The organism is Cupriavidus sp. KB_39 (assembly GCF_052114485.1).
Taxonomy (GTDB): Bacteria; Pseudomonadota; Gammaproteobacteria; order Burkholderiales; family Burkholderiaceae; genus Cupriavidus.
On record NZ_JBFREV010000010.1, the window covers coordinates 148637 to 175525 of the forward strand.

The 26889-nt window shown below is 65.6% G+C and carries 22 protein-coding genes and 4 tRNA genes; 9 read left to right on the top strand and 17 right to left on the bottom strand.

Features of this window, described 5'->3' with window-relative positions:
* The first annotated feature begins 24 nt into the window (after positions 1 to 24).
* Genes AB4Z27_RS10615 through AB4Z27_RS10625 form a run of 3 tightly spaced genes read left to right on the top strand, consistent with a single transcriptional unit; the run spans position 25 to position 3193 of the window.
* Positions 25 to 435, top strand: a complete 411-nt coding sequence (locus AB4Z27_RS10615) for a hypothetical protein (protein WP_092292833.1) — start codon at positions 25 to 27, stop codon at positions 433 to 435.
* A gap of 43 nt (positions 436 to 478) precedes the next feature.
* Complete coding sequence (gene xth, locus AB4Z27_RS10620) at positions 479 to 1276, top strand: exodeoxyribonuclease III (protein ID WP_092292831.1); 798 nt, start codon at positions 479 to 481, stop codon at positions 1274 to 1276.
* A gap of 27 nt (positions 1277 to 1303) precedes the next feature.
* The gene (locus tag AB4Z27_RS10625) at positions 1304 to 3193 is read left to right on the top strand and encodes a SulP family inorganic anion transporter (RefSeq protein WP_441644439.1); all 1890 of its coding nucleotides are present in this window, start codon (positions 1304 to 1306) and stop codon (positions 3191 to 3193) included.
* Between the two features lie 140 nt (positions 3194 to 3333).
* Here AB4Z27_RS10625 and AB4Z27_RS10630 read toward each other — a convergent pair whose 3' ends face one another.
* Positions 3334 to 3597: a DUF1488 domain-containing protein gene (locus AB4Z27_RS10630; RefSeq protein ID WP_441644451.1), complete on the bottom strand. Its 264-nt coding sequence runs from the start codon at positions 3595 to 3597 to the stop codon at positions 3334 to 3336.
* A gap of 257 nt (positions 3598 to 3854) precedes the next feature.
* On the opposite strand from AB4Z27_RS10630, the gene AB4Z27_RS10635 reads away from it, so the two are divergent.
* A tRNA-Lys gene (locus tag AB4Z27_RS10635) sits at positions 3855 to 3930 on the top strand.
* Between the two features lie 64 nt (positions 3931 to 3994).
* Here AB4Z27_RS10635 and AB4Z27_RS10640 read toward each other — a convergent pair.
* Both AB4Z27_RS10640 and AB4Z27_RS10645 read right to left on the bottom strand, forming a co-directional pair.
* Positions 3995 to 5383: an 8-oxoguanine deaminase gene (locus AB4Z27_RS10640; RefSeq protein ID WP_092292827.1), complete on the bottom strand. Its 1389-nt coding sequence runs from the start codon at positions 5381 to 5383 to the stop codon at positions 3995 to 3997.
* A gap of 126 nt (positions 5384 to 5509) precedes the next feature.
* Entirely contained in the window at positions 5510 to 6409 is a 900-nt protein-coding gene (locus AB4Z27_RS10645) for a LysR family transcriptional regulator (protein WP_092292825.1), read from the bottom strand.
* 116 nt (positions 6410 to 6525) lie between these two features.
* On the opposite strand from AB4Z27_RS10645, the gene AB4Z27_RS10650 reads away from it, so the two are divergent.
* From AB4Z27_RS10650 to AB4Z27_RS10670, 5 genes are all read left to right on the top strand, one after another.
* Positions 6526 to 6601: transfer RNA gene (locus tag AB4Z27_RS10650), tRNA-Lys, on the top strand.
* Positions 6602 to 6817: 216 nt separating this feature from the next.
* Positions 6818 to 7798 (top strand): Bug family tripartite tricarboxylate transporter substrate binding protein, encoded by a 981-nt coding sequence (locus AB4Z27_RS10655; protein ID WP_092292823.1) that lies wholly within the window; start codon positions 6818 to 6820, stop codon positions 7796 to 7798.
* A 195-nt stretch (positions 7799 to 7993) separates the two neighbouring features.
* Entirely contained in the window at positions 7994 to 8326 is a 333-nt protein-coding gene (locus AB4Z27_RS10660) for a hypothetical protein (protein WP_441644440.1), read from the top strand.
* A 291-nt stretch (positions 8327 to 8617) separates the two neighbouring features.
* Positions 8618 to 9139 carry a MarR family transcriptional regulator gene (locus AB4Z27_RS10665; RefSeq protein WP_092292819.1) on the top strand — a complete coding sequence of 174 codons (522 nt, stop codon included), beginning with the start codon at positions 8618 to 8620 and terminating at the stop codon, positions 9137 to 9139.
* 131 nt (positions 9140 to 9270) lie between these two features.
* Positions 9271 to 14148 carry an NAD-glutamate dehydrogenase gene (locus tag AB4Z27_RS10670; protein ID WP_441644441.1) on the top strand — a complete coding sequence of 1626 codons (4878 nt, stop codon included), beginning with the start codon at positions 9271 to 9273 and terminating at the stop codon, positions 14146 to 14148.
* A 55-nt stretch (positions 14149 to 14203) separates the two neighbouring features.
* Here the strand turns inward: AB4Z27_RS10670 and AB4Z27_RS10675 are convergent, their stop codons facing one another.
* The 14 genes from AB4Z27_RS10675 to AB4Z27_RS10740 form a co-directional block, all read right to left on the bottom strand.
* Complete coding sequence (locus AB4Z27_RS10675; RefSeq protein ID WP_092292815.1) at positions 14204 to 14602, bottom strand: hypothetical protein; 399 nt, start codon at positions 14600 to 14602, stop codon at positions 14204 to 14206.
* Between the two features lie 78 nt (positions 14603 to 14680).
* A complete protein-coding gene (locus AB4Z27_RS10680) occupies positions 14681 to 14899 on the bottom strand; it encodes a hypothetical protein (RefSeq protein ID WP_441644442.1) in 219 nt (72 codons plus the stop codon).
* A gap of 178 nt (positions 14900 to 15077) precedes the next feature.
* Entirely contained in the window at positions 15078 to 15494 is a 417-nt protein-coding gene (locus AB4Z27_RS10685) for a hypothetical protein (protein WP_092292811.1), read from the bottom strand.
* Between the two features lie 460 nt (positions 15495 to 15954).
* Positions 15955 to 16031: transfer RNA gene (locus tag AB4Z27_RS10690), tRNA-Pro, on the bottom strand.
* 64 nt (positions 16032 to 16095) lie between these two features.
* Positions 16096 to 16530, bottom strand: coding sequence for a MerR family transcriptional regulator (locus AB4Z27_RS10695; protein ID WP_441644443.1), 435 nt, complete (start codon positions 16528 to 16530; stop codon positions 16096 to 16098).
* Between the two features lie 201 nt (positions 16531 to 16731).
* Positions 16732 to 17148 (bottom strand): integration host factor subunit alpha, encoded by a 417-nt coding sequence (locus tag AB4Z27_RS10700; protein WP_092292807.1) that lies wholly within the window; start codon positions 17146 to 17148, stop codon positions 16732 to 16734.
* A 74-nt stretch (positions 17149 to 17222) separates the two neighbouring features.
* Entirely contained in the window at positions 17223 to 19670 is a 2448-nt protein-coding gene (gene pheT / locus AB4Z27_RS10705; RefSeq protein WP_441644444.1) for a phenylalanine--tRNA ligase subunit beta, read from the bottom strand.
* Positions 19671 to 19736: 66 nt separating this feature from the next.
* The gene (gene pheS / locus AB4Z27_RS10710; RefSeq protein ID WP_177219888.1) at positions 19737 to 20762 is read right to left on the bottom strand and encodes a phenylalanine--tRNA ligase subunit alpha; all 1026 of its coding nucleotides are present in this window, start codon (positions 20760 to 20762) and stop codon (positions 19737 to 19739) included.
* Between the two features lie 181 nt (positions 20763 to 20943).
* Entirely contained in the window at positions 20944 to 21300 is a 357-nt protein-coding gene (gene rplT, locus AB4Z27_RS10715; protein ID WP_092292801.1) for a 50S ribosomal protein L20, read from the bottom strand.
* Positions 21301 to 21326: 26 nt separating this feature from the next.
* On the bottom strand, positions 21327 to 21524 hold the full coding sequence (rpmI, locus tag AB4Z27_RS10720; RefSeq protein WP_006575466.1) for a 50S ribosomal protein L35: 198 nt from the start codon (positions 21522 to 21524) through the stop codon (positions 21327 to 21329).
* Positions 21525 to 21691: 167 nt separating this feature from the next.
* Positions 21692 to 22213, bottom strand: coding sequence for a translation initiation factor IF-3 (gene infC / locus AB4Z27_RS10725; protein WP_092292799.1), 522 nt, complete (start codon positions 22211 to 22213; stop codon positions 21692 to 21694).
* Between the two features lie 47 nt (positions 22214 to 22260).
* On the bottom strand, positions 22261 to 24168 hold the full coding sequence (gene thrS / locus AB4Z27_RS10730; protein ID WP_092292797.1) for a threonine--tRNA ligase: 1908 nt from the start codon (positions 24166 to 24168) through the stop codon (positions 22261 to 22263).
* A 376-nt stretch (positions 24169 to 24544) separates the two neighbouring features.
* Positions 24545 to 24621 (bottom strand) — tRNA-Val (locus AB4Z27_RS10735).
* Positions 24622 to 24642: 21 nt separating this feature from the next.
* Positions 24643 to 26874, bottom strand: coding sequence for a RelA/SpoT family protein (locus tag AB4Z27_RS10740; RefSeq protein WP_092292795.1), 2232 nt, complete (start codon positions 26872 to 26874; stop codon positions 24643 to 24645).
* Positions 26875 to 26889: the final 15 nt, after the last annotated feature.

Consider the following 26889-nt stretch of genomic DNA (forward strand, 5'->3'; position numbering starts at 1 on the left):
CTTCGCTGACCAGGCGCCCGGCTCATGGACTTTCCTTTCCCAATTCGTCAGGAATGTCCGCCGGGCGCTTGCGTCTGCAACCGGGAGGTCTTGCTTGACGATCCCCAGGCCGACCATCGCATCCTGCGGCTGACGCAGCAGGAGGAAAAGAAGCTCGTGGCMCGGCTGGAGCAGCTCACCTCGCTCGAGGAACTGCGGCACATGGAAGCCCGCATGGCCGAATTGCTTGGCATCGAGGTGACCATCACGCCGAGCGCGAACGAAGTCCGCACGACGCGCGGCTTCCGCATCGAACTGGCCGACCGCCCGGGCCTGTGCCGCAAGACCCGCCAGAATATTCCCGCCGCGATTCGCCGCTGCATGGACGCCCATCCGGAAATCGCCTACGCCATCCTCGATCAGGGCGACCTGCTGGGTGGCGGTTTGGGCGAATGAGCCTCCCTCCCCGACTAATAAGAACACTCCACACCGAACAACGATGAGAATCGCCTCCTGGAACGTCAACTCCCTCAAGGTGCGCCTGCCCCAGGTGCTGCAATGGCTTGCCGCGCAGGACGCCGCCGGCACGCCCATCGACGCGCTCTGCCTCCAGGAACTCAAGCTGCCCGACGACAAGTACCCGCTGGCCGAACTCGAGGCGGCTGGCTTCCATAGCGTCTACACGGGCCAGAAGACGTACAACGGCGTGGCGATCGTCGCCCGTGACGGCACCATGCCGGCCGCCGCCGACGTGGTGCGCAACATCCCCGGCTACGAGGACGCCCAACAGCGCGTGGTAGCCGCCACCTATGGCGACGTGCGCCTGATCAGCGCCTACTTCCCCAACGGCCAGGCGCTCGATTCGGACAAGTTCGTCTACAAGCTCGACTGGCTCCAGGCCATCACCGGGTGGCTGCGCGAGGAAATGACGCGCTACCCCAAGCTGGCGCTGCTCGGCGATTTCAATATCGCCCCGGAAGACCGTGACGTGCACGACCCCGCCAAGTGGGAGGGCCAGAACCTGGTCTCGCCCCAGGAGCGCGACGCCTTCAAGGCGCTGATCGCGATGGGCCTGGTCGATTCGTTCCGCCTGTTCGAACAACCGGAGAAGATGTTCTCCTGGTGGGACTACCGGATGATGGGCTTCCGCCGCAACGCGGGCCTGCGCATCGACCACATCCTGCTGTCTCCCGCGCTGGCGGCGGCCTGCACGACTTGTGGCATCGACAAGGAGCCGCGCCGCTGGGAGCAGCCGTCGGACCATACGCCGGTCGTGGCCACGCTGAAACTCGACTGAACGGCGCGGCTGCGGCATCATCGTCGGATGACTGCGCCCCCGCTTTCCCCACCATCCCCGCCATCCCCTAAACCGGCGGCGGATGCSGGCAATCGCCTGCTCCGGCTGTTCCCATGGCGCCACCGCGTAACGCGGGCCGCGCTGCGCGCCGATCTCATCGCCGGGCTGCTCGGCGCCGTGCTGGTGCTGCCGCAGGGCGTGGCGTTTGCCACGCTGGCCGGCCTGCCACCGCAGTACGGCATCTATACCGCCGTGGTGCCGTGCATCGTCGCGGCGCTGTTCGGTTCGAGCTGGCATGTGATGTCGGGGCCGACCAATGCCAACTCGCTGGCGCTGTTCGCCATGCTGAGTCCGGTGGCGTTCGTCGGCAGCCCAGCCTACATCGCGCTGGCGCTGGCCGTGACGATCCTCGTCGGGGTGTTGCAGCTGGCGGTGGGTGCCCTGCGGCTGGGGTCGCTGGCCAACTTCATCTCGCCGTCGGTGCTGCTCGGCTTCACCTGCGGCGCGGCCACGCTGATCGGACTCTATGCCTTGAAGGACCTGTTCGGGCTGGCGGTGCCCACCGGCACCAGCGCGTTCGGCGTGGTCCGCTTCCTGTTCGAGAATGCCGCCACGATCAACTGGAGCGCCGTGATTGTCGGCGCGGTCACGCTGGCGGTCACGCTGGTGGTGCGGCGCATCTCGCGCCGGCTGCCGTTCATGCTGATCGGGCTGGTGGGCGGCTTCGGCGTGGCGCTGGCGCTCAACCATTGGGATGGCGCGCACCATGTGAACGTGGTCGGGCCGATTCCGTCGGCGTTGCCGCCCTTCCAGGTGCCGGACATCAACTGGCGTACCGTGCCGGACCTGCTCGGCATTGCCGCCGCGCTGACCATTGTCGCGCTCGGGCAGTCGATCTCGATCGCCAAGGCTGTCGCGGCGCGCTCGGGCCAGCATGTGGATGCCAACCGCGAGTTCATCGGCCAGGGGCTCTCCAATATCGCGGGCGGATTGTTTTCCAGCTATATCTCGTGCGGCTCGCTGAACCGGTCGATGCCGAACTTCGAGGCCGGCGCGCAGACGCCGCTGGCGAGCGTGTTCTCGGCGGTGCTGCTGGTGGTGCTGGTCATGGTCAGCGCCCCGCTGCTGGCGCAGATCCCGCTGGCGGCCATCGCGGCAATGCTGCTGCTGGTGGCCTGGGGCCTGCTGGACCTGGCACGGCTGCGGCGCATCGCCGACCTCTCGCGCACGGAGTTCGCCATCGCGGTGGGCACCTTCGCCGCTACGCTGGTGATCCGGCTGGAGATGGCGGTGCTGCTCGGCACCATCCTGTCGCTGGTGGCCTACCTGTACCGCACCTCGCGTCCGGCCGTGCGTAGCCTCGTGCCCGACGCAGACGATCCCGGCCGCCGCTTCACCCCGCTCGACGAACTCCGTCGCCCGCAGCCCGAATGCCCGCAGCTGAAGCTGCTACGCATGGAAGGCGCGATCTACTTCGGCGCGGTGCAGTACGTGACGGACCGGCTGCACTGGCTGCGCACGGTCAACCCCGGCCAGACGCGCCTGCTGGCGATGACCAAGAGCATGAACTTCATCGACCTGGCCGGCGCCGAGATGTGGGAGACGGAACTGGCCGAGCGGCGCGCGGCCGGCGGCGACCTCTACTTCCACCGTCCGCGCACGCAGGTGCTGGAGACGTGGGAGCAGACCGGCTTCACCGACAAGCTCGGGCGCGACCACATCTTCCAGACCAAGCGGCAGGCGCTGCACACGATCGTCCGGCAACTGTCCCCGGAAATCTGCGCGCAATGCCACGTGCGCATCTTCGAGGAATGCGCACAGCAGCCCGGCGGCGCGGAAGCGCCCGCACCGGTACCAGCRGATGCCGAAGCGGCTSACGCACCGGAGACCGGCACGCAGGAAACCGCCAAGACCTAGGCCCTGAACCGGTAGGGAAAACGTAGAAAACTAAGGGATGTAGCCAGAATGTGCGCCGGTCGGCCGGTAGGGAAACCGTGCCGAAACCGGCGGCGGAGGGTTGCTGCCGTCGCCTTACACGGACGCCGTTGCCGACGCCATCAGACTGGYGCCACGTGGGCGCGCTTCACCACGACCGGCTGGGGCACGCCCTGCTCGATCAGTACCACGGCGGCGCGCTCGATGGTCTCGCGACCGGCGTGGAACGCCTCTTCCAGCGACAGCACCTGGTCGGCACTGAAGCCTTCCCACAGTGCCTCGCGTGTCACCACGCAGGTCACTTGCTCACCATCGACAATCGCGTGGAACAGCAGGCCCTCATTATTGATGTCGTAGCGATCTTGCTCTTGGAATTTGATTTCCATCATCACAGCCCTCCATATGCAAGTGGAGAAGCATCCTAACATGGCTCGACGCCAATCGTCTGCGATCCCCTGCACTGTGCCATGTGAATGCGATTCGTCTCACTGACCAGCGCGACGGGATGCAAGTTCCGTCGGCATGGCGCCGAGCGCAACAGGGTCGCACGGCGACATGACAATGCCGTGAGCGCCACTGGCGCGGGGCCATGCATGGAATATTTGACAACGCTGAAAACGGTGATAAAATCTCGGTCTTCGTTGGGGCGTTAGCTCAGTTGGTAGAGCAGCGGACTCTTAATCCGTAGGTCGAGTGTTCGAGTCACTCACGCCCCACCAGCGAATTCAAAAAGCCCGGAATCAGCAATGATTCCGGGCTTTTCTTATTCTTGGTCCGCCTGCATCAATCCGCGCCGGCCGCCCGCTCGAACAGCGTGCGCGCCAGCCGGCGGTGATCGCCAAGCACCACGGGCAGGTCGGCCGTCAGCAGTTCGCCGTCGCGCACCACCACGCGGCCGTTGATGATGCTCGTGGCCACATTGCCCGGCGTGCAGAAGACCAGTGCCGCCACCGGATCATGCCCGGCGCCCGCGTAGCCCACGCCCGACATGTCGAAGGCGACGATGTCCGCCGACATGCCCGGGGCCAGCGCGCCGATATCGTCACGGTTCAGCACCCGCGCGCCGCCGAGGGTGGCAATCTCCAGCGCCTCGCGCGCGCTCATCGCCGCCGGGCCGAAGCCCACGCGCTGCAGCAGCATGGCCTGGCGCGCCTCGCCCAGCATATGGGCGCCATCGTTCGATGCACTGCCGTCCACGCCCAGGCCCACCGGCACGCCGGCATCCCGCATCCGGCGGATCGGCGCGATGCCGGACGCCAGCCGCATGTTCGAACACGGGCARTGGGCCACGCCCGTGCCGGTGCGCGCGAACAGCGCCACGCCCTCGTCGTCCAGCTTCACGCAGTGCGCGTGCCAGACATCGTGACCGACCCAGCCCAGCTCCTCGGCGTACTGCGCCGGCGTGAGGCCGAATTTCTCGCGCGAATAGGCGATGTCGTTGTCGTTCTCGGCCAGGTGGGTGTGCAGGGAGACGCCGTAGTGGCGCGCCATGACCGCCGACTCGCGCATCAGGTCACGCGAGACCGAGAACGGCGAGCACGGCGCCAGCACCATGCGCAGCATGGCGTGGCGGGAATCGTCGTGATACTGCTCCACCAGCCGCTGGCTGTCGCGCAGGATGGCGGTTTCCGACTCCACCACCACGTCCGGCGGCAAGCCACCCTGGCTGCGCCCGACGCTCATCGAGCCGCGCGCCGCGTGGAAGCGCATGCCCATCTGCTGCGCCGCCTCGATCGAATCATCCAGCCGCGACCCGTTCGGATACAGGTAGAGGTGATCGCTCGTCGTCGTGCAGCCGGACAGCATCAGCTCGGCCATCGCCGTCTGCGTGGATACGCGGATCATCTCCGGCGTGAGGTGCGACCACAGCATGTAGAGATTGGTCAGCCACGAGAACAGCTCGGCATCCTGCGCGGCCGGCACGGCGCGCGTCAGGCTCTGGTACATGTGATGGTGCGTATTCACCAGCCCCGGCATAACCACGTGGCCGCGCATRTCGATGACTTCGGCGCGGCCTTCGTCGGCCATGCGCCGCCARGCTTCCGGGAGATCCGCGGTGGGGCCGACCCACTCGATGGCGGGGCCGTTGGCGACCAGCGCGCCGTCCGCGATTTCGCGGCGTTGCGTGTCCATGGTCACGAGGACATCGGCGTGCTGGAGGATCAGGGTCATGGCGTAGGTGTATCGAAGTTGCGGACACCCCGGAGTCTACTGGCGCCAYCYAKYGCRCCAAAGCGTCAAATTTCGACGTAGGTGTCCACAATTTGTGGACAGGTCGCCGCGCAAGAGCCCACCAAGTCAGCGGAACAACCCGTCCAGCGCTGCGCCGATGGCCTGCGCCATCAACTCGCCCGCCGCGCTCATCGGCCCGCGCGCCCGCGCCACCAGCCGCAGAGTCTGGCGCTGCAGGCCCCCATCGCGCAACGGTACGAAAACCAGCGCGCCGCGCGCGCGGTCTTCCATCACATCAAGCGGATTGAGTAGCGCCACGCCGCCGCCGGCCGCCGCCAGGCGCTGGATCAGCACCACCGAGGTCGATTCCACAGCGGGTGTGACGTCGATCGATTGGCGGGCGAAGGCGTCGTCCACCAAGGCGCGGATCGACAGTGTCGGCGCGGGCAGGATCAACGGATAGCCGGCCACCTCGGCGAGCAGCGCGGAGGGCTGCGCGGCCAGCGGATGACCGGGCGCGACCACCGCGCCAATCGACCAGTCACGGCTCGCGGCCACGCGGAAGGCGGCCACTTCGGGCAGGTCGTAGCCGAGCCCGAGGTCAGCATCGCCCTGCTCCACCGCGGCGACGATGCCGTCCACCGGCAGATCCGCCACGCGCACGGCGATGCCCGGATGCTGCTGGCGGAAGTCGTGGACGAGCGAGGGCATCAGCGCGCCGGCCAGCCCGGAGGTGGTGGCCACGGTAACCATGCCGCGCCGCGCGCCCTTGATCTCGGCGATGCGCGCCTGGAGCGCGTCGTGCTCGCGTAGCGTCTGGCGCACATGGGCGAGCACCATCTCGCCCAGCGGCGTCAGGTGCAGGCGTTTGTGGATGCGCTCGAACAGCGGCGCGCCCAGTTCGGCCTCCAGATCGAGGATCTGGCGATTGATGGCCGTCGGCGCCACATGCAGATGCTCGGCCGCGCGGCGGATGGAGCCGCGCCGGACCACCTCGTCGAAATACCGCAGAACGCGCGCGTGCATGGAGATGCCCGGAAGCCGAAGTGCGCGCATTGTAATCCGCTGGCATTGCGGTGCAAAAAAATGCGCCGAGGGGCTTGCGTCGTATTCGGTACCTTGCTACAATCTTTTTCTTCGTTGGGGCGTTAGCTCAGTTGGTAGAGCAGCGGACTCTTAATCCGTAGGTCGAGTGTTCGAGTCACTCACGCCCCACCAGCGAATTCAGAAAAGCCCGGAATCCACAAGGTTCCGGGCTTTTTGCTTTGCATCGACGTTTTTGCTTCGCCTCAGCGGCATTGCGCCGCACTTTCCCGCCCGCCACCGGGTTCTCACCGATTTCCCTGCAGAACCCTTTCAGGGTTGAATGCCTGTCAACGCACATCACGGAACGAAGTTCCGTATTGCGGAACTAGACAATACCGGAGGCATCTCTTGAAAGCAGTTCTGAAAGCGGGCGCGGCCGTCGCCCTGGCCATGCTGGGCCTGGCACAAGCGGGCATCGCCCACGCGCARGCGTATCCCAACAAGCCGATCCGCCTGATCGTACCGTTCGCGGCGGGCGGCACCACCGACATCGTCGGCCGCGCCGTGTCCGACGCACTGGGCCGCGAGCTGGGCCAGCCCGTGGTGGTGGAGAACCGTGGCGGTGGCGGCGGCGCAATCGGCGCCGACGCGCTGGCCAAGTCCGCGCCGGACGGCTACACGCTCGGCATCGCCACCGTGAGCACGATGGCGACCAACCCGGCCACCAACGCCAAGAATCCGTACGATCCGATCAAGGACTTCGCGCCGATCACCAACCTGGTGAACGTGCCGAACGTGCTGACCGTGAACCCCAAGGTGCCGGCGAAGAATCTCAAGGAATTCGTCGCACTGCTGAAGGCCAACCCGGGCAAGTACAGCTACGCCTCGGCCGGCAAGGGCAGCATTTCGCACCTCGATGGCGAGCTGTTCAAGTACATCACCAAGGCCGATATGGTCCACATTCCTTACCGTGGATCGGGCCCCGCCCTGAACGACACGCTGGCCGGCCAGGTCAACGCCCAGTTCGACAACCTGCCGTCGTCGATGCCCTTCATCCAGTCCAGCCGCCTGCGCGCGCTGGCGGTCGCCGCGCCCAAGCGCGTGGAAGGCCTGCCTGACGTGCCCACCTTCGCAGAGGAAGGCATGAAGGACATGAACAACATGGCCTGGTACGGGCTGGTGGCACCGGCCGGCACGCCGCCGGCCATCGTCGCCAAGATCCACGATGCGGCGATCAAGGCACTTCAGGACCCCGCCGTGAAGAAGCGCCTGCATGACAGCGGCGCCTATCCGGACGGCAACACCTCGCAGCAGTACGCCGCCCAGATCAAGCGCGAACTGGACCTCCGCAAGAAGATCGCGGTGGACCAGAACATCACGCTGGAGTAATACCTGCCTCCCCTGCCGCCACCGTGGTGTGGCGGCAGCATCGCCCGAGCGCAGGATCTACAAAATTGCTGGCTGCTGCACGCGCACCCCGGTACAGTAGTAACAAAGCCATTTTTCTCATCTGCTGTATCTGTACGGAATCTGACGACCTCCGACGAATTCCCGGATATGGCGCATTACCTGCGAGGATTGAAGATGCTGAAGAAGACCGTACCGACCCTGATCATTGCTGCGCTGGCCGGCCTGGGCACCATGCAACTGGCGCACGCACAGAAGAACTACACGGACGGTGGCGACATCCACAGCGGCAGCCATACCAAGAAGGCCAGCCCGCACGCCAACACGGCCAAGTCCGGCAAGTTCGACCCGTACACCGACGGCGCGAAGAAGTCCACGCAGACCGATCTCGCCCCGAAGAAGGCCGATCCGTACACGGACGGCGCCAAGGTCGGCAAGGCTGACCCGTACACCGATGGTGCGAAGTCCGGCAAGCCTGACGTCTACACCGACGGCGCCAAGAAGCAGTAAGCGACCCAGGTCGTCGTTTTGCGAAAGCAGCCCGCGCATGTCGCGGGCTGTTTTGTTTTTGGGGCCACACGCCCCCGCCACGAGGTGCGCACGGCACCTCGTGCAAAAGGCTGATTAGGACTTACCCGATCTGTCACACCCATGTCCATACATTACTGATAGTGTCTCGCCTACCGGATGACCCGCCCACTATCAGAGGCAGGCAGCGGTGCCGCCCGGGCCGGCCAATGCACCGGCCCATGCACAGACGATGCAAGCAGGCGGCAAACCCAGATTGGGAGACCTGAGCCAATGCAGCCGAAAGCACTCGAAATCAATGAGCCGATCGTGCTCGCGCTTGTCGACGCCGTGACCGCGTGGCAAGCCGCCCTCGAACAGACCTTGTCTGTCTCGGGGCTGACCTATCCGAAATGGCTGTTGCTGCGCGCCATCCACACYGGCACCTTCCGCCGCGGATTGCCGTTGTCGGCCGCCGTGTTCATGGACGTGGCCCAGACCGAACGGCTGCTCAACGAGTTGCGCGAGGAAGGCTGGCTGGCGTTCGAGGCCAATGGCGCCCCGCGCATTGCGGCCAGCGCCGCCGCGCGGCTGGACCGTGCCGGCCAGGGCGTGAAGGCCCTGCACTCGGTCTCGGTGGGCCAGTTCAATGCCGAGGAGCGCGTGGCGCTGACCGGCCTGCTGCATCGCATGACCGGCACGCTGCAGGACCATGCCGAGCGCCATCGCCGCAATGCCGCATGGGAGCGCTCCGAAAGCTCCGTGGTCGTACCGCCCGAGGTCGGCCGCGCCGCGCTGCGCGCCGTGGCCGCCTGACCCGCTTGCGCTTCATCTGATCCCCGGGCGCCTCGCCCGTCTCAACCTGCCCGCTGACGTGTTTTGTCACCCGGGCAGGTCAAAACTTTCCTACAGTATGAGCATGCACCGGCACACGCCGAGGAGATGCCATGCCTCCGGAAAACGAAGAAAAAGTCGCGCAGTTGCTGGATGACSTCGTCGCGCTCGCGCGCGAGCGGCTCCCCGCCGCCACGTTCGAGGTGCTGGAACCCCTGCTGCGCCACTACTACGACCTGGCCGATGCCGAGGACCTGCTCGCACGCAACGTGGCGGACCTCTACGGCGCGATCATGGCCCATTGGCAGACCGCCCAGAAGTTCGTGCCGGGCACCGCGCGCGTGCGGGTCTACAACCCGAAGCTCGAGGAACACGGCTGGCACTCCGACCATACGATCATCGAGATCGTCAACGACGACATGCCGTTCCTCGTCGATTCGATCACGATGGAGATCAACCGGCTCGGCCTGACGCTCCATTCGACCATCCACCCGGTCTTCAACATCTGCCGCGATGCCAAGGGCACGATCCTGCGGGTGGGCCTGGGCGGGCGGAACGACGCCGRCCCGGCCGGCAACACCACCTGCCGGCTCGAATCGTTCATGCATTTCGAGGTGGACCGCACCGGCGAAGGCGCCCGGCTGGAAACGCTGCGCRCCGGCATCGCCCGCATCCTCGGCGATGTGCGCGCCGCCGTGGAAGACTGGCCGCGCATGCAGCAGGTGGCCGAGGACACCGTCGCCAGCATGGGCCGCGCGCCGGACGCCGCGAGCCCGGAATCGGTGGAGGCCCGCGCCTTCCTCGAATGGCTGCTCGACGACCATTTCACCTTCCTCGGCCAGCGCGACTACGAGCTGGTGCCACGCGACGGCCAGTACTTCCTGCGCGGCGTGCCGGGCTCGGGCGCGGGCATCCTGCGCGAAGCGCTGCGCGATCCGGGCGAGGACGACCTGACCCCGCTGCCCGCCGCCGCCGCGAGCGTCATCGAAGGGGCCTCGCCAATCTTCCTGACCAAGGCCAACTCGCGCGCGACCGTCCATCGGCCCGGCTATCTCGACTATGTGGGCGTGAAGCTGCTCGACGCCAACGGCAAGCTGTTCGGCGAACGGCGCTTCGTGGGGCTGTACACGTCCACGGCCTATATGGTCAGCACCAGCGAGATTCCGCTGGCGCGGCGCAAGTGCGCCAACATCCTGGCGCGCGCCGGCTTCCTGACCAAGGGCCACCTGTACAAGTCGCTGGTCACCATCCTCGAGCAATATCCGCGCGATGACCTGTTCCAGGCCGACGAGGACGAGCTGTTCGAGATCGCCATCGGCATCCTGCGGCTGCAGGAGCACCAGCGCATCCGGCTGTTCGTGCGGCGCGACCGCTTCGACCGATTTATCTCGTGCCTGGTCTTCGTGCCGCGCGACAAGTACAACACCGACCTGCGCCAGCGCATCCAGAAGCTGCTGGTGGAGGCGTTCCATGGCACCAGCTGCGAGTTCACGCCGCTGCTGTCCGAATCCCCGCTGGCGCGCATCCAGCTCACCGTGCGTGGCGAGCCGGGCACCATGCCCGAGGTGGACACCCGCGAGCTGGAAGAGCGCATCGTGCAGGCCACGCGCCGCTGGCAGGACGACCTGGCCACCGCGCTCCACGTCAGCCGGGGCGAGGAACAAGGCATCGTGCTGCTGCGCCGCTACTGCGACGCCTTCCCCGCCGGCTACCGCGAGGACTACGCTGCCCGCACCGCCGTGCGCGACATCGAGCTGATGGAGCACGCGCGCCAGCACCCGAGCGGCCTCGCCATGAACCTGTACCGGCCCATCGAGGCCGCGCCGGGCGCGTTCCGCTTCAAGGTCTTCCGCGCCGGGGAGCCCATCGCGCTKTCCCTGAGCCTGCCGATGCTCGAACACCTGGGCGTGCGCGTGGACGAGGAGCGCCCCTACCTGATCGAGCCCGATGCCGGCGCGCCGGTGTGGATCCACGACTTCGGCCTGGAGATTGCCGCTGACCCCGAGGGCCGCCCTCTGGACGTGGAGATCGAGCGCGTGAAGCCGCTGTTCGAGGACGCCTTCGCGCGGGCCTGGAACGGCGAGATCGAAAACGACGATTTCAATCGGCTCGTCCTACGCGCCGGGCTGGCCGCGCGCGACGTGACCATCCTGCGCGCGTTTGCCAAGTACCTGCGGCAAGTGGGCTCGACCTTCAGCAATGCCTATATCGAGCGCGCGCTGACCAGCAATCCGAATATCGCCGCGCTGCTTGTGGCGCTGTTCGTGGCCCGCTTCGACCCTGCCGTGGCCACACCGGGTGACGAGACGCGCACCCAGCGCCTGCTGGCCGAGATCGACGCCGCGCTAGACAAGGTGCCCAACCTCGATGAGGACCGCATCCTGCGCCTGTTCCTGAACGTGATCGCGGCCACGGTGCGGACCAACTACTTCCACCGCGACGCGGAGGGCCAGCCGCGCCCCTACGTCTCATTCAAGTTCAATCCGGCGCTGGTGCAGGGCCTGCCCGAGCCACGGCCGATGTTCGAGATCTGGGTCTACTCGCCGCGCGTGGAGGGGGTGCATCTGCGCGGCGGCCGGGTGGCCCGGGGCGGGCTGCGCTGGTCGGACCGGCGCGAGGACTTCCGCACCGAGGTGCTGGGCCTGATGAAGGCGCAGATGGTGAAGAACGTGGTGATCGTGCCGGTGGGCTCGAAAGGCGGCTTCGTGGTCAAGCGCCCGCCGCCCGCCACCGACCGCGACGCCTATCTGGCCGAAGGCGTGGCCTGCTACCAGACCTTCCTGCGCGGGCTGCTCGACCTGACCGACAACCTCGTCTCCGGCGACATCGTGCCGCCGCCCGAAGTGGTGCGCCACGACGAATCGGACCCCTACCTCGTGGTGGCCGCCGACAAGGGCACCGCGACGTTCTCCGACTACGCCAACGCCATCTCGGGCGAGTACCGCTTCTGGCTCGACGACGCCTTCGCGTCGGGCGGCTCGGTCGGCTACGACCACAAGAAGATGGCGATCACCGCGCGCGGCGCGTGGGAGAGCGTGAAGCGCCATTTCCGCGAGATGGGCGTTGATATCCAGACCACGCCGTTCACGGTAGTGGGCATCGGTGACATGTCCGGCGACGTGTTCGGCAACGGCATGCTGCTTTCTCCGCACATCAAGCTGCTGGCCGCGTTCGACCATCGGCACATCTTCCTCGACCCGGACCCCGACTGCGCCAGGAGCCTGGCCGAGCGCGCGCGGCTGTTCGCCCTGCCCCGTTCGAGCTGGGCCGACTACGACACCGCGCTGATCTCGGCCGGCGGCGGCATCTATCCGCGCACGGCCAAGACCATCGCGCTCACGCCCCAGGTGCAGGCGGCGCTGGGGATCACGACCAGCACGCTGTCGCCGGCGGACCTGATCCACGCGCTGCTGATGGCGCCCGTCGACCTGCTCTACAACGGCGGCATCGGCACCTACGTCAAGGCTGCGTCCGAGACCCATCAGCAAGCCGGCGACCGCACCAACGATGCGGTSCGCGTGAACGGCGCCGAACTGCGCTGCAAGGTGGTGGGCGAAGGCGGCAATCTCGGCTTCACCCAGCTTGGCCGCATCGAGTTCGCGCGCAAGGGGGGCCGGATCAATACCGATGCCATCGACAATTCGGCCGGCGTCGATTGCTCCGATCACGAGGTCAATATCAAGATTCTGCTAGGCATCGTGATGGCCGACGGCGAGATGACCATCAAGCAGCGCAATACGCTGCTGGCCGAGATGACCGACGAGGTGGGCCTGCTGGTGCTCCAGGACAACTACTACCAGACCCAGGCGCTCTCCGTGGCGGGCCGTCAGGCCACGGAACTGCTCGACGCCGAGGCGCGGCTGATCCGCTGGCTCGAGCGCGCGGGCCGGCTCAACCGTCCGCTCGAATTCCTGCCGCCCGAGGACGAGATCGCCGAACGCAAGGCACTCGGCGCGGGGCTGACGTCGCCCGAGCGTGCGGTGCTGCTGGCCTATAGCAAGATGTGGTTGTACGACGAGCTGCTGGTCTCGGACCTGCCCGAGGACGCGCTCGTCTCGACGCTGTTGGCCGACTACTTCCCCGAGCCGCTGCGCGTGCGCCATGCCGAGCCGATGCAGCGGCATCCGCTGCGGCGCGAAATCCTCGCCACGCACCTGACCAACATCCTCGTGAACCGCGTCGGGCCKACCTTCGTCCATCATCTGATGGAGGAGACCGACGGGCGTCCGGCCGATATCGTGCGCGCCTGCCTGCTGGCGCGTGACGTGTTCGGGCTGTCCGGGATCTGGGCGCGCATCGACGCCTTCGACAACCGCGTGGACGACGCCATCCAGGCGCAGATGTTCGGCGCGCTGGCGCGGCTGCTCGAGCGCGCCACGCTCTGGTTCGTGCGCTACCTGCGCGGCGGCGGCACGGTAGAGCCCGGCGCGACGCGCTTCGTCGAAGCCGCGCGCTGGCTCACGCCGCAACTGCCCAAGCTGCTGCCGCCCGAGGGCGCAGAGGCCATGGCTGAGCGGGCGATGACGCTGATCGAAGCCGGTGTGGACGACGACCTCGCCCTGCGCGTGGCCGCCAGCGATGCGGCTGCGGCCGCGCTCGACGTGGCCGAGGTTGCAGCCGCCTGCCAGCGCAGCCTGGACACCGTGGCAGCGGTCTACTTCGCCCTCGATTCGGAACTCAATTTCGGATGGCTGCGCGAGCGCGCGTTCTCACTGCCGGCGGACACACACTGGGACCTGCTCGCCCGCACGACCACGCTGGAAGACCTGGGGCGGCTCAAGCGCGCGCTGACGACCAGCGTGCTGGGCCAGTCGCGCGAGGTGGAGGACGCCCCGGCGCTGATCGAGGACTGGCGCAAGAGCCGACAGGTGGCGCTGGACCGCTTCGCACAGATGCTGGCCGACCAGCGCGCGTCGGGCGCCACGGGGGCCTCGGCGTTGTCGATGCTGTCCGTTGCGGTGAAGGAAATCGGCTTGCTGGAGCGCGCCTGACCGGCCCCAGGCGGCGRGCGCTGATTGACGGCTAGCGACGGCTAGTGGCTAGCCGTCAGCGCTCGTCGATGTCGATGACATCGTCATCGTCGTCCATGTCGCGCAGCGCGGGCAGGTCGTCGTCTTCGGCGCCGTCAAGGTCGTCGCTGCCGTCGCCGCGCGCGCGGAACTCCAGACCCAGGCGGAGGAAGAGGTCGAACGCATCGGCCAGCAGGTGCTTCTGACGCGGCAGCAAGCTCGCGTACGGCATGTCGTAGATCGACTGGTGCGTGCCGCGCGCCCCCTTCAGGCCGCGGTCGCGCGCAATGTCGGACAGCAATGCGGCGAAGCCGGACAGGTCCTGCGCGGCCAGCGCGGCATTGAGCACGCGGGCAATCACTTGTGGGGATGCACCTGACCATCCAATGAGCTCGGCATTGGAGGCGGCGTCGTGGGATAAGTCGCTGATGTCCATCTCCGTCTTAACGGTCCCACAGTCGCCGGCTTGAGGCGTCTTGCTTTTCGCCATGCGCGTCGACCCCCTTTACGTCGATCAGCTCCGTCGAGCTTTCGGCGGCGCGSCATCCGCGCCCGAGGCTTCGCGCCGGAGTTGCTTGTAGTCGATGCTGCCGTCCGCACGATGCGAGGCCATCAGGCGGTTGCGCGCGCCGCAGAGCGGGCAGCGGAAGATGGGGCCCTGCCCCTCGTTCTTGATCACCACCTCGGCGGGCTTCCAGCGCGCACCACAGGGTTGGTTCTGACATACAAACATCACGGACTCCAAAAGACGCTGCAAATCGTAACACGTGTGTCTGTCGCGTCACACCATGCAGGGCCGCCATTTKGCCCCTACCTTGGCGGGATAGCGGGCGTCACAGCGGCGTTATGTTGAGAATAGATTGGGATCGATCAGGCCACGAAGCGTGCTTCGTTTTACCGAATCTGCGACATCAGCCGTTGTTCTGGACCCAGTGCCGTGCCCAGGCGCCRGCCGCCATGCGTGCCTCGGCAGCGGTCGGATACGTGGCCGGCGGACCGCCCGCCTCCTGCACTATCGCGCCGGCCTCCCAGATATCGCACCAGGCCTTGTACCGTGCCGGAGCGAGCGCCTGCCAGAACAGGTGCACCACGAAGCCGCGGTATTCGAACATGTCCGCGCCGCTCTCCGGCGCCGCGGACGGTGCCCGGGCGGCATCCTCGACGGGCGAGGCAGCCGGCGAGACATCCGCCGAGACATCCGGAGACAAATTCGCGGACACATCGGTCCGTGCGCGAGACATGGCGCGCATCGCGCACAGGCTCGCGGCCATCGCGCCGACCAACACGCCCGCGCCAAACCAGCAGGCCCTGAGTTCACGTTGCCCCATCGCGCCCTCCCGCAGCGATGCTCTCCTATGGCGAGACGCGCAGGAGAATCGGAGGTTCCCTGATTTCAGGTTATACCAAAGCGACCTGCACGGTGCATTCAAACGGCGCCGCCGCAACCCATAATGAAAAACGCCGCGCCGAGAAAATCGGGCGGCGTTTCTTCGTCGGGGGATTACGTACGGAACGCGCCGTTCATTCGAGGAGTTTCACCACCGTGGTCAGCAGCCAGCCAACCGCCATACAGGCACCGACCCAGCCGGTGCCGATCAGGAAAACATCACGCCAACTCATGACTCACCCTGCGTTTCAAATCATCGTCCTAGGCTAGGCCACGATGCCGCGTGAGGGAACGCAGGAAATGTAAAGAAGTTTTGCGACGCATCAAGCGCCGGGCGCGAAACCCGTGCGCAATGCCAAAGAAAAACCCGCTTGGTTTTGACACCAAGCGGGTTCCTTGTCTGGTCGGGGCGAGAGGATTTGAACCTCCGACCACCTGCACCCCATGCAGGTACGCTACCAGGCTGCGCTACGCCCCGAAGCAAAAGATTATATCAGCAACAATCGATCGGTGGCTAGTCATTGGCACGGCGCATTGCAAAATTATCCATGCCGCGCGATCTCTTTCAATTGCGCCAGCAGGTTTTGCACTGCCACCAGCTCGCCGCGCAAAGTATTGAGATCGACCGACAGCACAGGCGCCGTGGCGACCGGCACCACCGACKCGGTCTCGCCCTCCTCCAGTGGCACGCCCAGGCCATGATGGCGACCATCGTCGAGGCGGTTGCGCGCCCCGTTGATGGTGAATCCCTGCTCGTACAGCAACTCGCGGATACGCCGGATCAGCAGCACTTCGTGATGCTGATAGTAACGTCGATTGCCGCGCCGCTTCACCGGCTTGAGCTGGGTGAACTCCTGTTCCCAGTACCGCAGCACGTGCGGCTTGACGGCGCAAAGCTCGCTCACTTCGCCAATCGTGAAGTAGCGTTTTGCGGGAATCGGCGGCAGCGCAACGCGCTCGCTGGATTTTTCCGACATGCGATGGGAAGTCAGGCGTCAGGCCGAAAGGCGCGACTCGGTTGGCGCGACATGCGCGCGAGCATTGCAGGATACAGACTGCAAGTGCCGTGGGCAATCCACCGTTCGAGGCAGGAGGCGTGGCGTGGCGTGTCGGACAGCCGCGACGCGCCGGGAGGCGCCAGCGCGAAACGCCAGCGGAAAACTCCCAGCAGCGGACCGTCAGCCCGGCACAGCCAGATCGGCGCGCTCCTCGACCAGGCCCTTGAGTTTCTGGCTGGCGTGGAACGTCACCACGCGGCGCGCGGTGATGGGGATGATTTCGCCCGTCTTGGGGTTGCGGCCTGGACGCTGCGGCTTGTCGCGCAACTGGAAGTTGCCGAAGCCGGACAGCTTGACGCTGTCACCATGTTCCAAGGCTTCACGAATCACGTCGAAGAAGGCTTCGACCATGTCCTTGGATTCACGTTTGTTCAGGCCAACCTGGTCGAACAGCATCTCTGCAAGTTCGGCCTTCGTGAGGGTGGGCACTTCGGTCGCGCGGGCTTCCGGCGATGCGTCGTCCAGTGAGGCGGCGTGCCGGTCGCTGACCTCGCCCAGGTCTGCAGCATTCATGGAATTCGCGTCTCGATCGTTCATTCTTGATCGCTCTTCTGAGGTCTGTCTGGCGATCCGCCCGGGAGCTGTGCCCGGACGCCCCAGGTTTCAGCGACCTATCCGCGCAGACGGGCCGAGAAGCCCGCTGCCAGCGCATCGATCATACAGCGCACCGCGCTGTCGACCGTCTCGTCCTGGAGGGTCGCCCCAGTATCTTGCAACGTCACACGGAACGCAAGGCTTTTCTCGTCAGCCCCGATGGCGGCCGAAGCCGCCTTCGGACGGAACTCGTCGAACAGCACCAGGCTCTGCACGTAGTGGCCAAAACCGCCTTGGTCCAGCGCCGCGCGCATCGCATCGAGCAGGTCCTGCACGCGCACCGACTGCTTGACCACCACGGCCAGGTCGCGCACGGCGGCCGGGAACTTCGAGATCTCTGTGTACGCCGGCAGACCGACGTCGCGCAGGGCATCAAGGTCCAGCTCGAAGGCCACGGGCGCTTGCGTCAGCTCGTATTCCTGGAGCCAGCGTGGGTGCAGCTCGCCCACCACGCCAACCGGCTTGCCGTCCACGATCACRCGCGCGGCGCGGCCCGGATGCAGCGCGGGATGCGCCACCGGCTCGAAACGCGCCGTACGCGGATGGAACAGCGACTCCACGTCGCCCTTCACATCGAAGAAGTCCACCGGACGCGTGGCGATACCCCACTGCTCGTCGAATGCCGGGCCGTAGGCGATGCCGGCGGCCACCATCGGCTGGTGATAGCCAGCCACGGTCAGGCCGCCATCCGTCACGTTGCCGTCGCGATGGAACACGCGGCCCACTTCGAACAGGCGCACGCGCGCGGCCTTGCGGTTGAGGTTGTAACGGACCTTGTCCACCAGCCCGCCAAGCAGCGTCGAACGCATCACGGCCAGCTGGCTCGCGATCGGGTTCAGCAGGCGGATCGGGTTGTCGTTGCTGGCGAAGTCACGCTCCCACTTCTCTTCCACGAAGGCGAAGTTGATCACCTCCTGGTAGTCGCGGGCGGCCAGCGCGTGACGCACCACATGGGTAGAGCGGCGTGCCTCGTTGGTCGGACGCATCTCGCTCTCGGCGATCGGCGGCAGCGTGGGAATCCGCTCGAAGCCATAGATGCGCGCCACTTCCTCGATCAGGTCTTCCTCGATCTCGATGTCGAAGCGGTAGCTCGGCGGCGTGACGGCGAACACCTCGCCCTCGGCGCCTTCCGAGCGCGTGAACGGCAGGTTCAGGCGCTGGAACACGTCGGCGATGGCGGCCGAAGACAGTTCGATGCCCAGCACGCGCTCGGCACGCGCCACGCGCAGGCTCACCGGCTTGCGCTCGGGCAGGTTCACGACCTGATCGTCCACCGGGCCGGCCTGGCCGCCGCAGATGTCGAGGATCAGCGCGGTAATGCGCTCGATGTGCTCTACCGTCGTGGCGTAGTCCACGCCGCGTTCGAAGCGGTGTGCGGCATCGGTCGAGAAGTTGTAGCGGCGCGCGCGGCCCTGGATGGCGTTCGGCCACCAGAATGCGGCTTCCAGGTAGATGTTGGTCGTGTCCAGCGACACGGCGGTGCTGTCRCCGCCCATGATGCCGGCCAGGCTCTCGATCTCCTTGTCGTCGGCGATCACGCCCACCTGCTCGTCCACGTCGACCGTGTTGCCGTTCAGCAGCTTGAGCTGCTCGCCCTTGCGGCCCCAGCGTACGTCCAGCCCGCCGTGGATCTTGTCGAGATCGAACACGTGGCTCGGACGGCCCAGCTCCAGCATCACATAGTTGGAGATGTCCACCAGCGCCGAGATGCTGCGCTGGCCCGAGCGCTCCAGGCGCCGCACCATCCACGCCGGAGTGGCGGCACGCGCGTTCACGCCRCGGATCACACGGCCCGAGAAGCGGCCGCAGAGGTCCGGCGCCGAGATCTTCACCGGCAGCTTGTCRGCGAGCGTGACGGYCACCGGCTTCATGTCCGGCAGCGTCAGCGCGGCGCCGGTCAGCGCGGAAACTTCACGCGCCACGCCGTGGATCGACAGGCAGTCCGCCTTGTTCGGCGTCAGCTTGATCGTGAAAATCTGATCGTCCAGATCCAGATACTGACGAATATCCTGGCCGACCGGGGCRTCGTCCGGCAGGACCATCAGGCCGCCGTGATCCTCGGACAGCTTCAGCTCGCGCGCCGAGCACAACATGCCGTAGCTTTCCACGCCACGCAGCTTGCCGATCTTGATCTCGAACGGCGCGCCGCCCGCTTCCGCCGGCGGCAGCACGGCGCCGACCATCGCGCACGGCACCAGGATGCCGGGCTTGACGTTGGGCGCGCCACAGACGATCTGGAGCGTCTCGCCGGTGCCGGCATCGACCTGGCAGACATTGAGACGGTCGGCGTTGGGATGGCGCTCGGTGGCCAGCACACGGGCCACGACGATCTTGCTGAACGGCGGCGCGACGGGGCCAACCTCTTCCACCTCGAGCCCGGCCATGGTCAGGCTGTGCGACAGCGCGTCGGTCGAGATCTTTTCAGGATTGGCGAAAGTACGAAGCCAGGATTCCGAGAATTGCATGGCGCTTCTGATCCGGTAGGTATTCTGTGATGTTCTGTGACGATGGGCGATGCGGCCTGGGACAGGTCAGGCGAACTGGCGCAGGAAGCGCACGTCGCCTTCGAAGAACAGCCGCAGGTCGTTGATGCCATAGCGCAGCATCGTCAGGCGCTCGAGGCCGGAGCCGAACGCGAAGCCGATATAGCGCTCGGGGTCGAGGCCCATGTTGCGCAGCACGTTCGGATGTACCTGGCCCGATCCCGAGATCTCCAGCCAGCGGCCGCTGCCGAAGGCCATGTCGATTTCCGCCGACGGCTCGGTGAACGGGAAGTACGACGGGCGGAAGCGCACCTGGATGTCATCGCGCTCGAAGAACTTGCGCAGGAAATCGGTGTAGACGCCCTTCAGGTCGGCAAAGCTCACATGCTCGCCAATCCACAGTCCTTCCACCTGGTTGAACATCGGCGAGTGCGTAGCGTCGCTGTCCACGCGGTAGGTGCGGCCCGGGCAGATCACCTTGATCGGCGGCATGTCCTTGCCGGCGTACTTCTGCACGTGCATGCGGGCGTAGCGCACCTGCATCGGGCTGGTGTGCGTGCGCAGGAGCAGCAGCTTGTCGTCGCTGTCGCGGCCGTCCACATAGAACGTGTCCTGCATCGAACGGGCCGGATGGTTGTCCGGGTTGTTCAGCGCGGTGAAGTTCATCCAGTCGGTCTCGATCTCCGGACCATCCGCCACGTCGAAGCCGATGGAGCCGAAGATCTGCTCCACGCGCTCCCACGTGCGCATGACCGGATGCAGGCTGCCGCGCGACGTGGCGCGGCCGGGCAGCGTCACGTCGATGGCCTCGGCGGCCAGACGCGCGTTCATCAGCGCATCAGCCAGCGCCTGGCGGCGCGCTTGCAGCGCACCTTCCACCTGCTGCTTGATCTGGTTGATACGCGCGCCTTCGGTCTTGCGCGCCTCGGGGTCGAGCTTGCCCAGGCCCTTGAGCAGCTCGGTCAGCGCCCCGGTCTTGCCCAGGAAGCGGGCCTTTTCATTTTCCAGCGTGGCGTTGTCGTTGGCRGCGGCGAAGGCGGCCTGTGCATCGGCGACGATTTGATCCAGATCCAGGGACATGACGGCAATCGTGGAAAGGGTTAGCACTGTGTGCGGTATCTCATTTCGGGTGCCGTTTCAGTGCGCATGACACGGCATTCGAAATGAAAACGGGGCTCGGTGAGGAGCCCCGTTTCAGCAGACCTGGCGGTCGGCGCTTGCCGGGAAGCGCCCTGGGGCGCTTCCGCAGCCGGCATCAGGCAACGGAGGCTTTCACCTGGTTGACGATGGCGGCAAAGGCAGGCTTGTCGTGGATAGCCATGTCCGACAGCACCTTGCGGTCCAGTTCAATCGAAGCCTTCTTCAGGCCGTTCATGAACACGCTGTAGGTCAGGCCATGCTCACGCGTTGCCGCGTTGATACGTGCAATCCAGAGCGCGCGGAACACGCGCTTCTTGTTGCGACGATCGCGGTATGCGTACTGGCCAGCACGCATGACCGCCTGCTTGGCGATACGATAGACGTTATTGCGACGGCCGCGGTAACCCTTGGCAGCGTCGATGACTTTCTTGTGACGGGCCCGTGCAGTGACCCCACGTTTGACTCGAGGCATGTATTACTCCTTTCGTTGTCGTTGGGTTATGCGTAGGGCATCATCGCGCGAACCGACTTCAGGTTCGTCTCATGGACGTCCTGGGTGCCGCGCAGTTGACGCTTGTTCTTGGTGGTCTTCTTGGTCAGGATGTGACGCTTGAAGGCCTGGCCGCGCTTGAACGAACCGTTCGGGCGCGCCGTAAAGCGCTTGGAGGCGCTTTTCTTGGTCTTCATCTTAGGCATGAAAAACTCCAGCTCTATGACATGCATGCAGGTGGACGGCTCACGCCGACGCTTGCAAGACCCGCATCCACTTGTTTTTGTACGCAGCCACGGGGACCGCATACTGTTTTCCGCGCAGCACGACGCCGGCATGCACCTGGCACCCCGGCCGTCGCCCCGCGCGAGAATTACTTCTTCTTCTTGGGGGCCAGCACCATCACCATCTGGCGGCCTTCCATCTTCGGCATCTGCTCGACCTGACCCAACTCCTCCAGGTCCGCCTTCAGACGCTCCAGCACGCGCGCACCGATTTCCTGGTGGGCCATCTCACGGCCGCGGAAACGCAGCGTGATCTTGGTCTTGTCACCATCTTCCAGGAAACGCTTCAGGTTGCGCAGCTTGACGTTGTAGTCGCCATCATCCGTGCCAGGGCGGAACTTCACTTCCTTGACCTGGATGATCTTCTGCTTGAGCTTGGCGTCATGGGCGCGCTTGGCTTCCTCATACTTGAACTTGCCGTAGTCCATGATGCGGGCCACGGGTGGAGCCGCGTTGGGCGCGATTTCCACGAGATCCAAGTCCTTGTCCTCGGCCAGGCGCAATGCGTCCATGAACTTGACGATGCCGAGCTGCTCGTTATCAACCCCTACCAGGCGCAGTTCCGGCGCGCTGATCTCACGGTTGATACGGTGACCTTTGTCTGTAGCGATGTTCCGTTACCTCAAGAAGACAAAAAAACAAGCCGTGCTCAGCACCCTCAGGCCTTGTTGGCAACGTCCTGTTGGAGACGTTCCACAAACGCGGAGACGGGCATCACACCCAGATCCACGTTGCCACGGGCACGCACGGCCACTTGACTGGCATCCTTCTCCTTTTCGCCCACTACCAGCAGGTAGGGAATCTTCTGGAGAGAATGCTCGCGGATTTTATACGTAATTTTCTCGTTACGCAAATCGGCCTTGGCCCTAAACCCTTGTTTTTGCAAGAGTTGCACGACGCTTTCGGCATATTCCGACTGCGAATCGGCAATATTCAGGACCACCACCTGCTCSGGCGCGAGCCAGGCGGGCAAGGCACCCGCATGGTTTTCGAGCAGGATGCCCAGGAAGCGCTCGAACGAACCGAGAATGGCGCGGTGGAGCATGACCGGACGCTTGCGCGAGTTGTCCTCGGCGACGTATTCAGCACCCAGCCGCTCCGGCAGCACCAGATCCAGCTGCAGCGTGCCGCACTGCCACGAGCGGCCGATGGCGTCCTTGATGTGGTATTCGACCTTCGGGCCGTAGAAGGCGCCCTCACCCGGCAGCTCTTCCCACTCCACGCCGCAGGCACGCAGCGCCAGGCGCAGGCCTTCCTCGGCGTGATCCCAGATCTCGTCCGAACCGGCGCGCTGGGGCGGGCGCAGCGACAGCTTGACCGCCACGTCCTTGAAGCCGAAATCGTCATAGATCGAGAACGCGAGTTCGTTGAACGCCTTCGCCTCTTCCACGATCTGCGCTTCCGTGCAGAAGATGTGCGCATCATCCTGCACAAAGCCGCGCACGCGCATCAGCCCGTGCAGCGCACCCGACGGCTCGTTGCGATGGCAGGCGCCGAACTCAGCCAGGCGCAGCGGCAGGTCACGGTACGAACGCAGCCCGTGGTTGAAGATCTGCACATGTCCGGGGCARTTCATCGGCTTGATCGCGTAGTCGCGCTTCTCCGATTCCGTGACGAACATGTTCTCCTTGTAGTTCTGCCAGTGGCCGGACTTTTCCCAGAGCGAACGATCCATCACCTGCGGCGTGCGGACTTCTTCGTACTTGGCCTCGCCCAGGCGGCCGCGCATGTACTGCTCCACGGCCTGCCAGACCTGCCAGCCCTTCGGGTGCCAGAACACCATGCCCGGCGCTTCCTCCTGCAGGTGGAACAGGTCGAGCAGCTTGCCAAGCTTGCGGTGATCGCGCTTCTCGGCCTCTTCCAGCATCGTCAGGTAGGCGTCCTGGTCTTCCTTCTTCGCCCAGGCCGTGCCGTAGACGCGCTGGAGCATCTCGTTGTTCGAATCGCCGCGCCAGTAGGCACCGGCCACCTTCATCAGCTTGAAGACCTTGAGCTTGCCCGTGGACGGCACGTGCGGGCCGCGGCACAGATCGACGAAATTGCCTTCGCGATAGAGGCCGATTTCCTGATCCGCCGGAATCGACGCGATGATCTCGGCCTTGTACTTCTCGCCCATCGACTCGAACAGCGCCACCGCCTCGTCGCGGTTCCACACTTCGCGCGTGACTTTCTCGTCCTTGCGGGCCAGTTCCGTCATCTTCTTCTCGATGGCGACGAGGTCTTCGGGCGTGAAGGGGCGCTTGTAGGCGAAGTCGTAGTAGAAACCGTTGTCGATGACCGGGCCGATCGTCACCTGCGCCTCGGGATACAGCTCCTTGACGGCGTAGGCCAGCAAGTGAGCCGTCGAGTGGCGGATCACGTCGACGCCATCGGCGTCCTTGTCCGTGACGATGGCGAGCGCGGCGTCACGGTCGATCCGGTAGCTCGTATCGACGAGCTGGCCATCGACCTTGCCGGCGAGTGCCGCCTTGGCCAGGCCCGAGCCGATGCTCTGGGCCACTTCGGCCACCGTGACGGGGCCGGGGAACTCGCGACGGGAACCGTCCGGCAGCGTGATTGCGATCATCTTGCACCTTTTGAGGGGTCCGCTCGCCGGCATTCTGCGCCTTGGCGGGCGGATCAAAGTCAAAGTCTGCGGCAGCGGCGAAGCCAGCCACCATTTGTTTCTTGCCGCGCATCGCGGACGATGCGGCAGCTTATCAGGCCGCTGGCGAACGACAGACGAAAAAAAAACGCGGCCAAGGCCGCGTTTTTCTCAATCTACCCGGATCACCCCGGGGCGAAGGCGCACCTCGACTACTGTCGCTAACCAGCGGAAGTAGTTCGAGTTGTCTTGTTCATGATGCGTTTCCGTGCCTGTAGAAGTCGATCGGATCTGCCGTCACGCCAGCCTTCGATGCCGACGGGGTAATACGTATTTTTACTGCTTTACTGCAATTCGTTGGTAGGCTCGATTGGACTCGAACCAACGACCCCCACCATGTCAAGGTGGTGCTCTAACCAGCTGAGCTACGAGCCTAGCGAAGCCGCAAGTATAGCATCACTTTCTTTTCGCCTGCAACACCCCTTGTACATCTTCGATGATGGAAAGCGCACGTTGCAGCTGCGTGGCTTCCGAGACCTCGGCCGTGAACTGCATCTTCGCCACGCCCTTGCTCGAAAGCGTCTTCACGCCGGTGACGTTGATCTTCTCGCGTGACAGCACTTCGGAGATATCGCGCAGCAGGCCCTGGCGGTCCACCGCTTCCACGTGGATGTCCACCGGGTACACGGCATCGCTGCGCTTGCCCCATTCCGTCTGGATCACGCGCTCGGGCGCGCGCGACGACAACTGCTGGAACGTATGGCAATTGCGGCGATGGATCGACACGCCGCGCCCGCGCGTGACGAATCCGACAATCTCGTCCGGCGGCGCCGGCTTGCAGCAGCGCGACATCTGCGTCATCAGCGAATCCACCCCCACCACCAGCACGCCGCTCTTGGCGCCGCGCGCCACGCTGGTCGCGCGGCTCTTCTTGGTGACGGCCTCTTCCTCGTTGAATTGCGGCTGGGCCTCGCCCTCCGGGTGCCGCAGCGCATGCTCCACGTGACGCAGGCTGAACTCCTCCTTCGCCACCGCCGCGAACAGGTCCTCCGGCGTCTTGAAGCTGAGCCGGCTGGCCAGGTCGTCGAGGTTGACAGCCGTCTTGCCCTCGCGCTGCAGGGTTTTTTCGATCAGCGCCCGGCCCTGCGCGATGGTCTCCTGTGAGTCCAGCGCGTTGAACCACGCGCGCACCTTGGACCGCGCCCGGCTACTCGCAAGATAGCCAAGTTCCGTGTTGAGCCAGTCGCGCGACGGCCCGCCCTGCTTCACCGCCACGATCTCCACGGTCTGCCCGTTCCGTAGCGGCGTGTTCAGCGGCACCATCGCCCCGTCCACGCGCGCGCCACGGCAGCGGTGGCCGAGATCGCTATGCAGGTAATAGGCGAAGTCCACCGGCGTAGCGCCCTGCGGCATCGCCACCACGCGCGCCTGCGGGGTCAGCACATAGATATGGTCGTCGATGGCCGCATGCTTGAGTTGCTCCCACGGCGAATCCTCGTGCGCGACCGAGTGGTCGGCATCGTCCTTCCACGCCAGCAACTGGCGCAGCCACGCGATCTTCTCGTCGTAGCGTTCGCTGGCCGAGAACTGTCCGCTGTAGCCCTTGCTGCCGGCTTCCTTGTAGCGCCAGTGCGCCGCCACGCCGTATTCGGCGAAGTGGTGCATCTCCTGCGTGCGGATCTGCACCTCGAACGCGCGGCCATCGTCGCCGATGACCACCGTGTGCAGGGACTTGTAGCCGTTGGACTTCGGTCGGGAAATATAGTCGTCGAACTCGCGCGGAATCGGCTGCCAGATATGGTGGACGATGCCGAGGACCGTGTAGCAATCCTTGATGTCATCCACGATCACGCGGAACGCGCGCACATCGTACAAATCGGCAAAATCGAGTTCCTTGCCGCGCATCTTCTTCCAGATGCTGTAGATGTGCTTGGGCCGGCCGGTGACCTCGGCGGGGATGCCGGCCGAGGCCAGTTCCGACTGCAGCCGCTCGATCGCCTGCGAGATATAGCTCTCGCGCTCGATCCGCTTCTCGTCTAGCAGTTTTGCGATGCGTTTGTAGGTATCGGGCTGTTCGAAGCGGAAAGCAAGGTCCTCCAACTCCCACTTCATCTGCCAGATCCCGAGCCGGTTGGCCAGTGGCGCGTAGATGTCCAGCGTCTCGCGCGCCACGCCCGGCAGCGGCATGTTCTTGGTCTGCGCGAGCCAGCGCAGCGTCTGGAGCCGCGAGGCCAGCCGCACCAGCACCACGCGGATGTCCTGGGCGAAGGCCAGCAGCATCTTGCGCAGCGCCTCCACCTGCTCCTGGCGGGCGGCGACTTCGGATTTCGACGATTCCGAGACATCGGTCTGCGACACCGCGATGGCGCCGATGCGCAACAGTTGTCGCACGCCCTTCACCAGCCGCGCGACTTCCTCGCCAAAACGCGGCTCGATCTCGGGCTCTGTGTCCGGCACGAAGGCCGCCATCGCGAACAGGCAGGCCGCGGCGCGCGCGGCGTCATCCACGCGCAGGCCGTCGAGGATGCGCAGCATCCCCTCGGCGTGAGACAGGACGGTCTCGCCGGTGGGCAGCATCGCGGGCGTCGCCCCGTCGGCGGTCTCCCGCACGAAAGCCAGCGCGCGCTCGACCAGCCCGGCATCGGGCACGCCGGCGACCTGGCTCGTGAGATCGGTGGACGTCACCATGTCAAACCATCCACC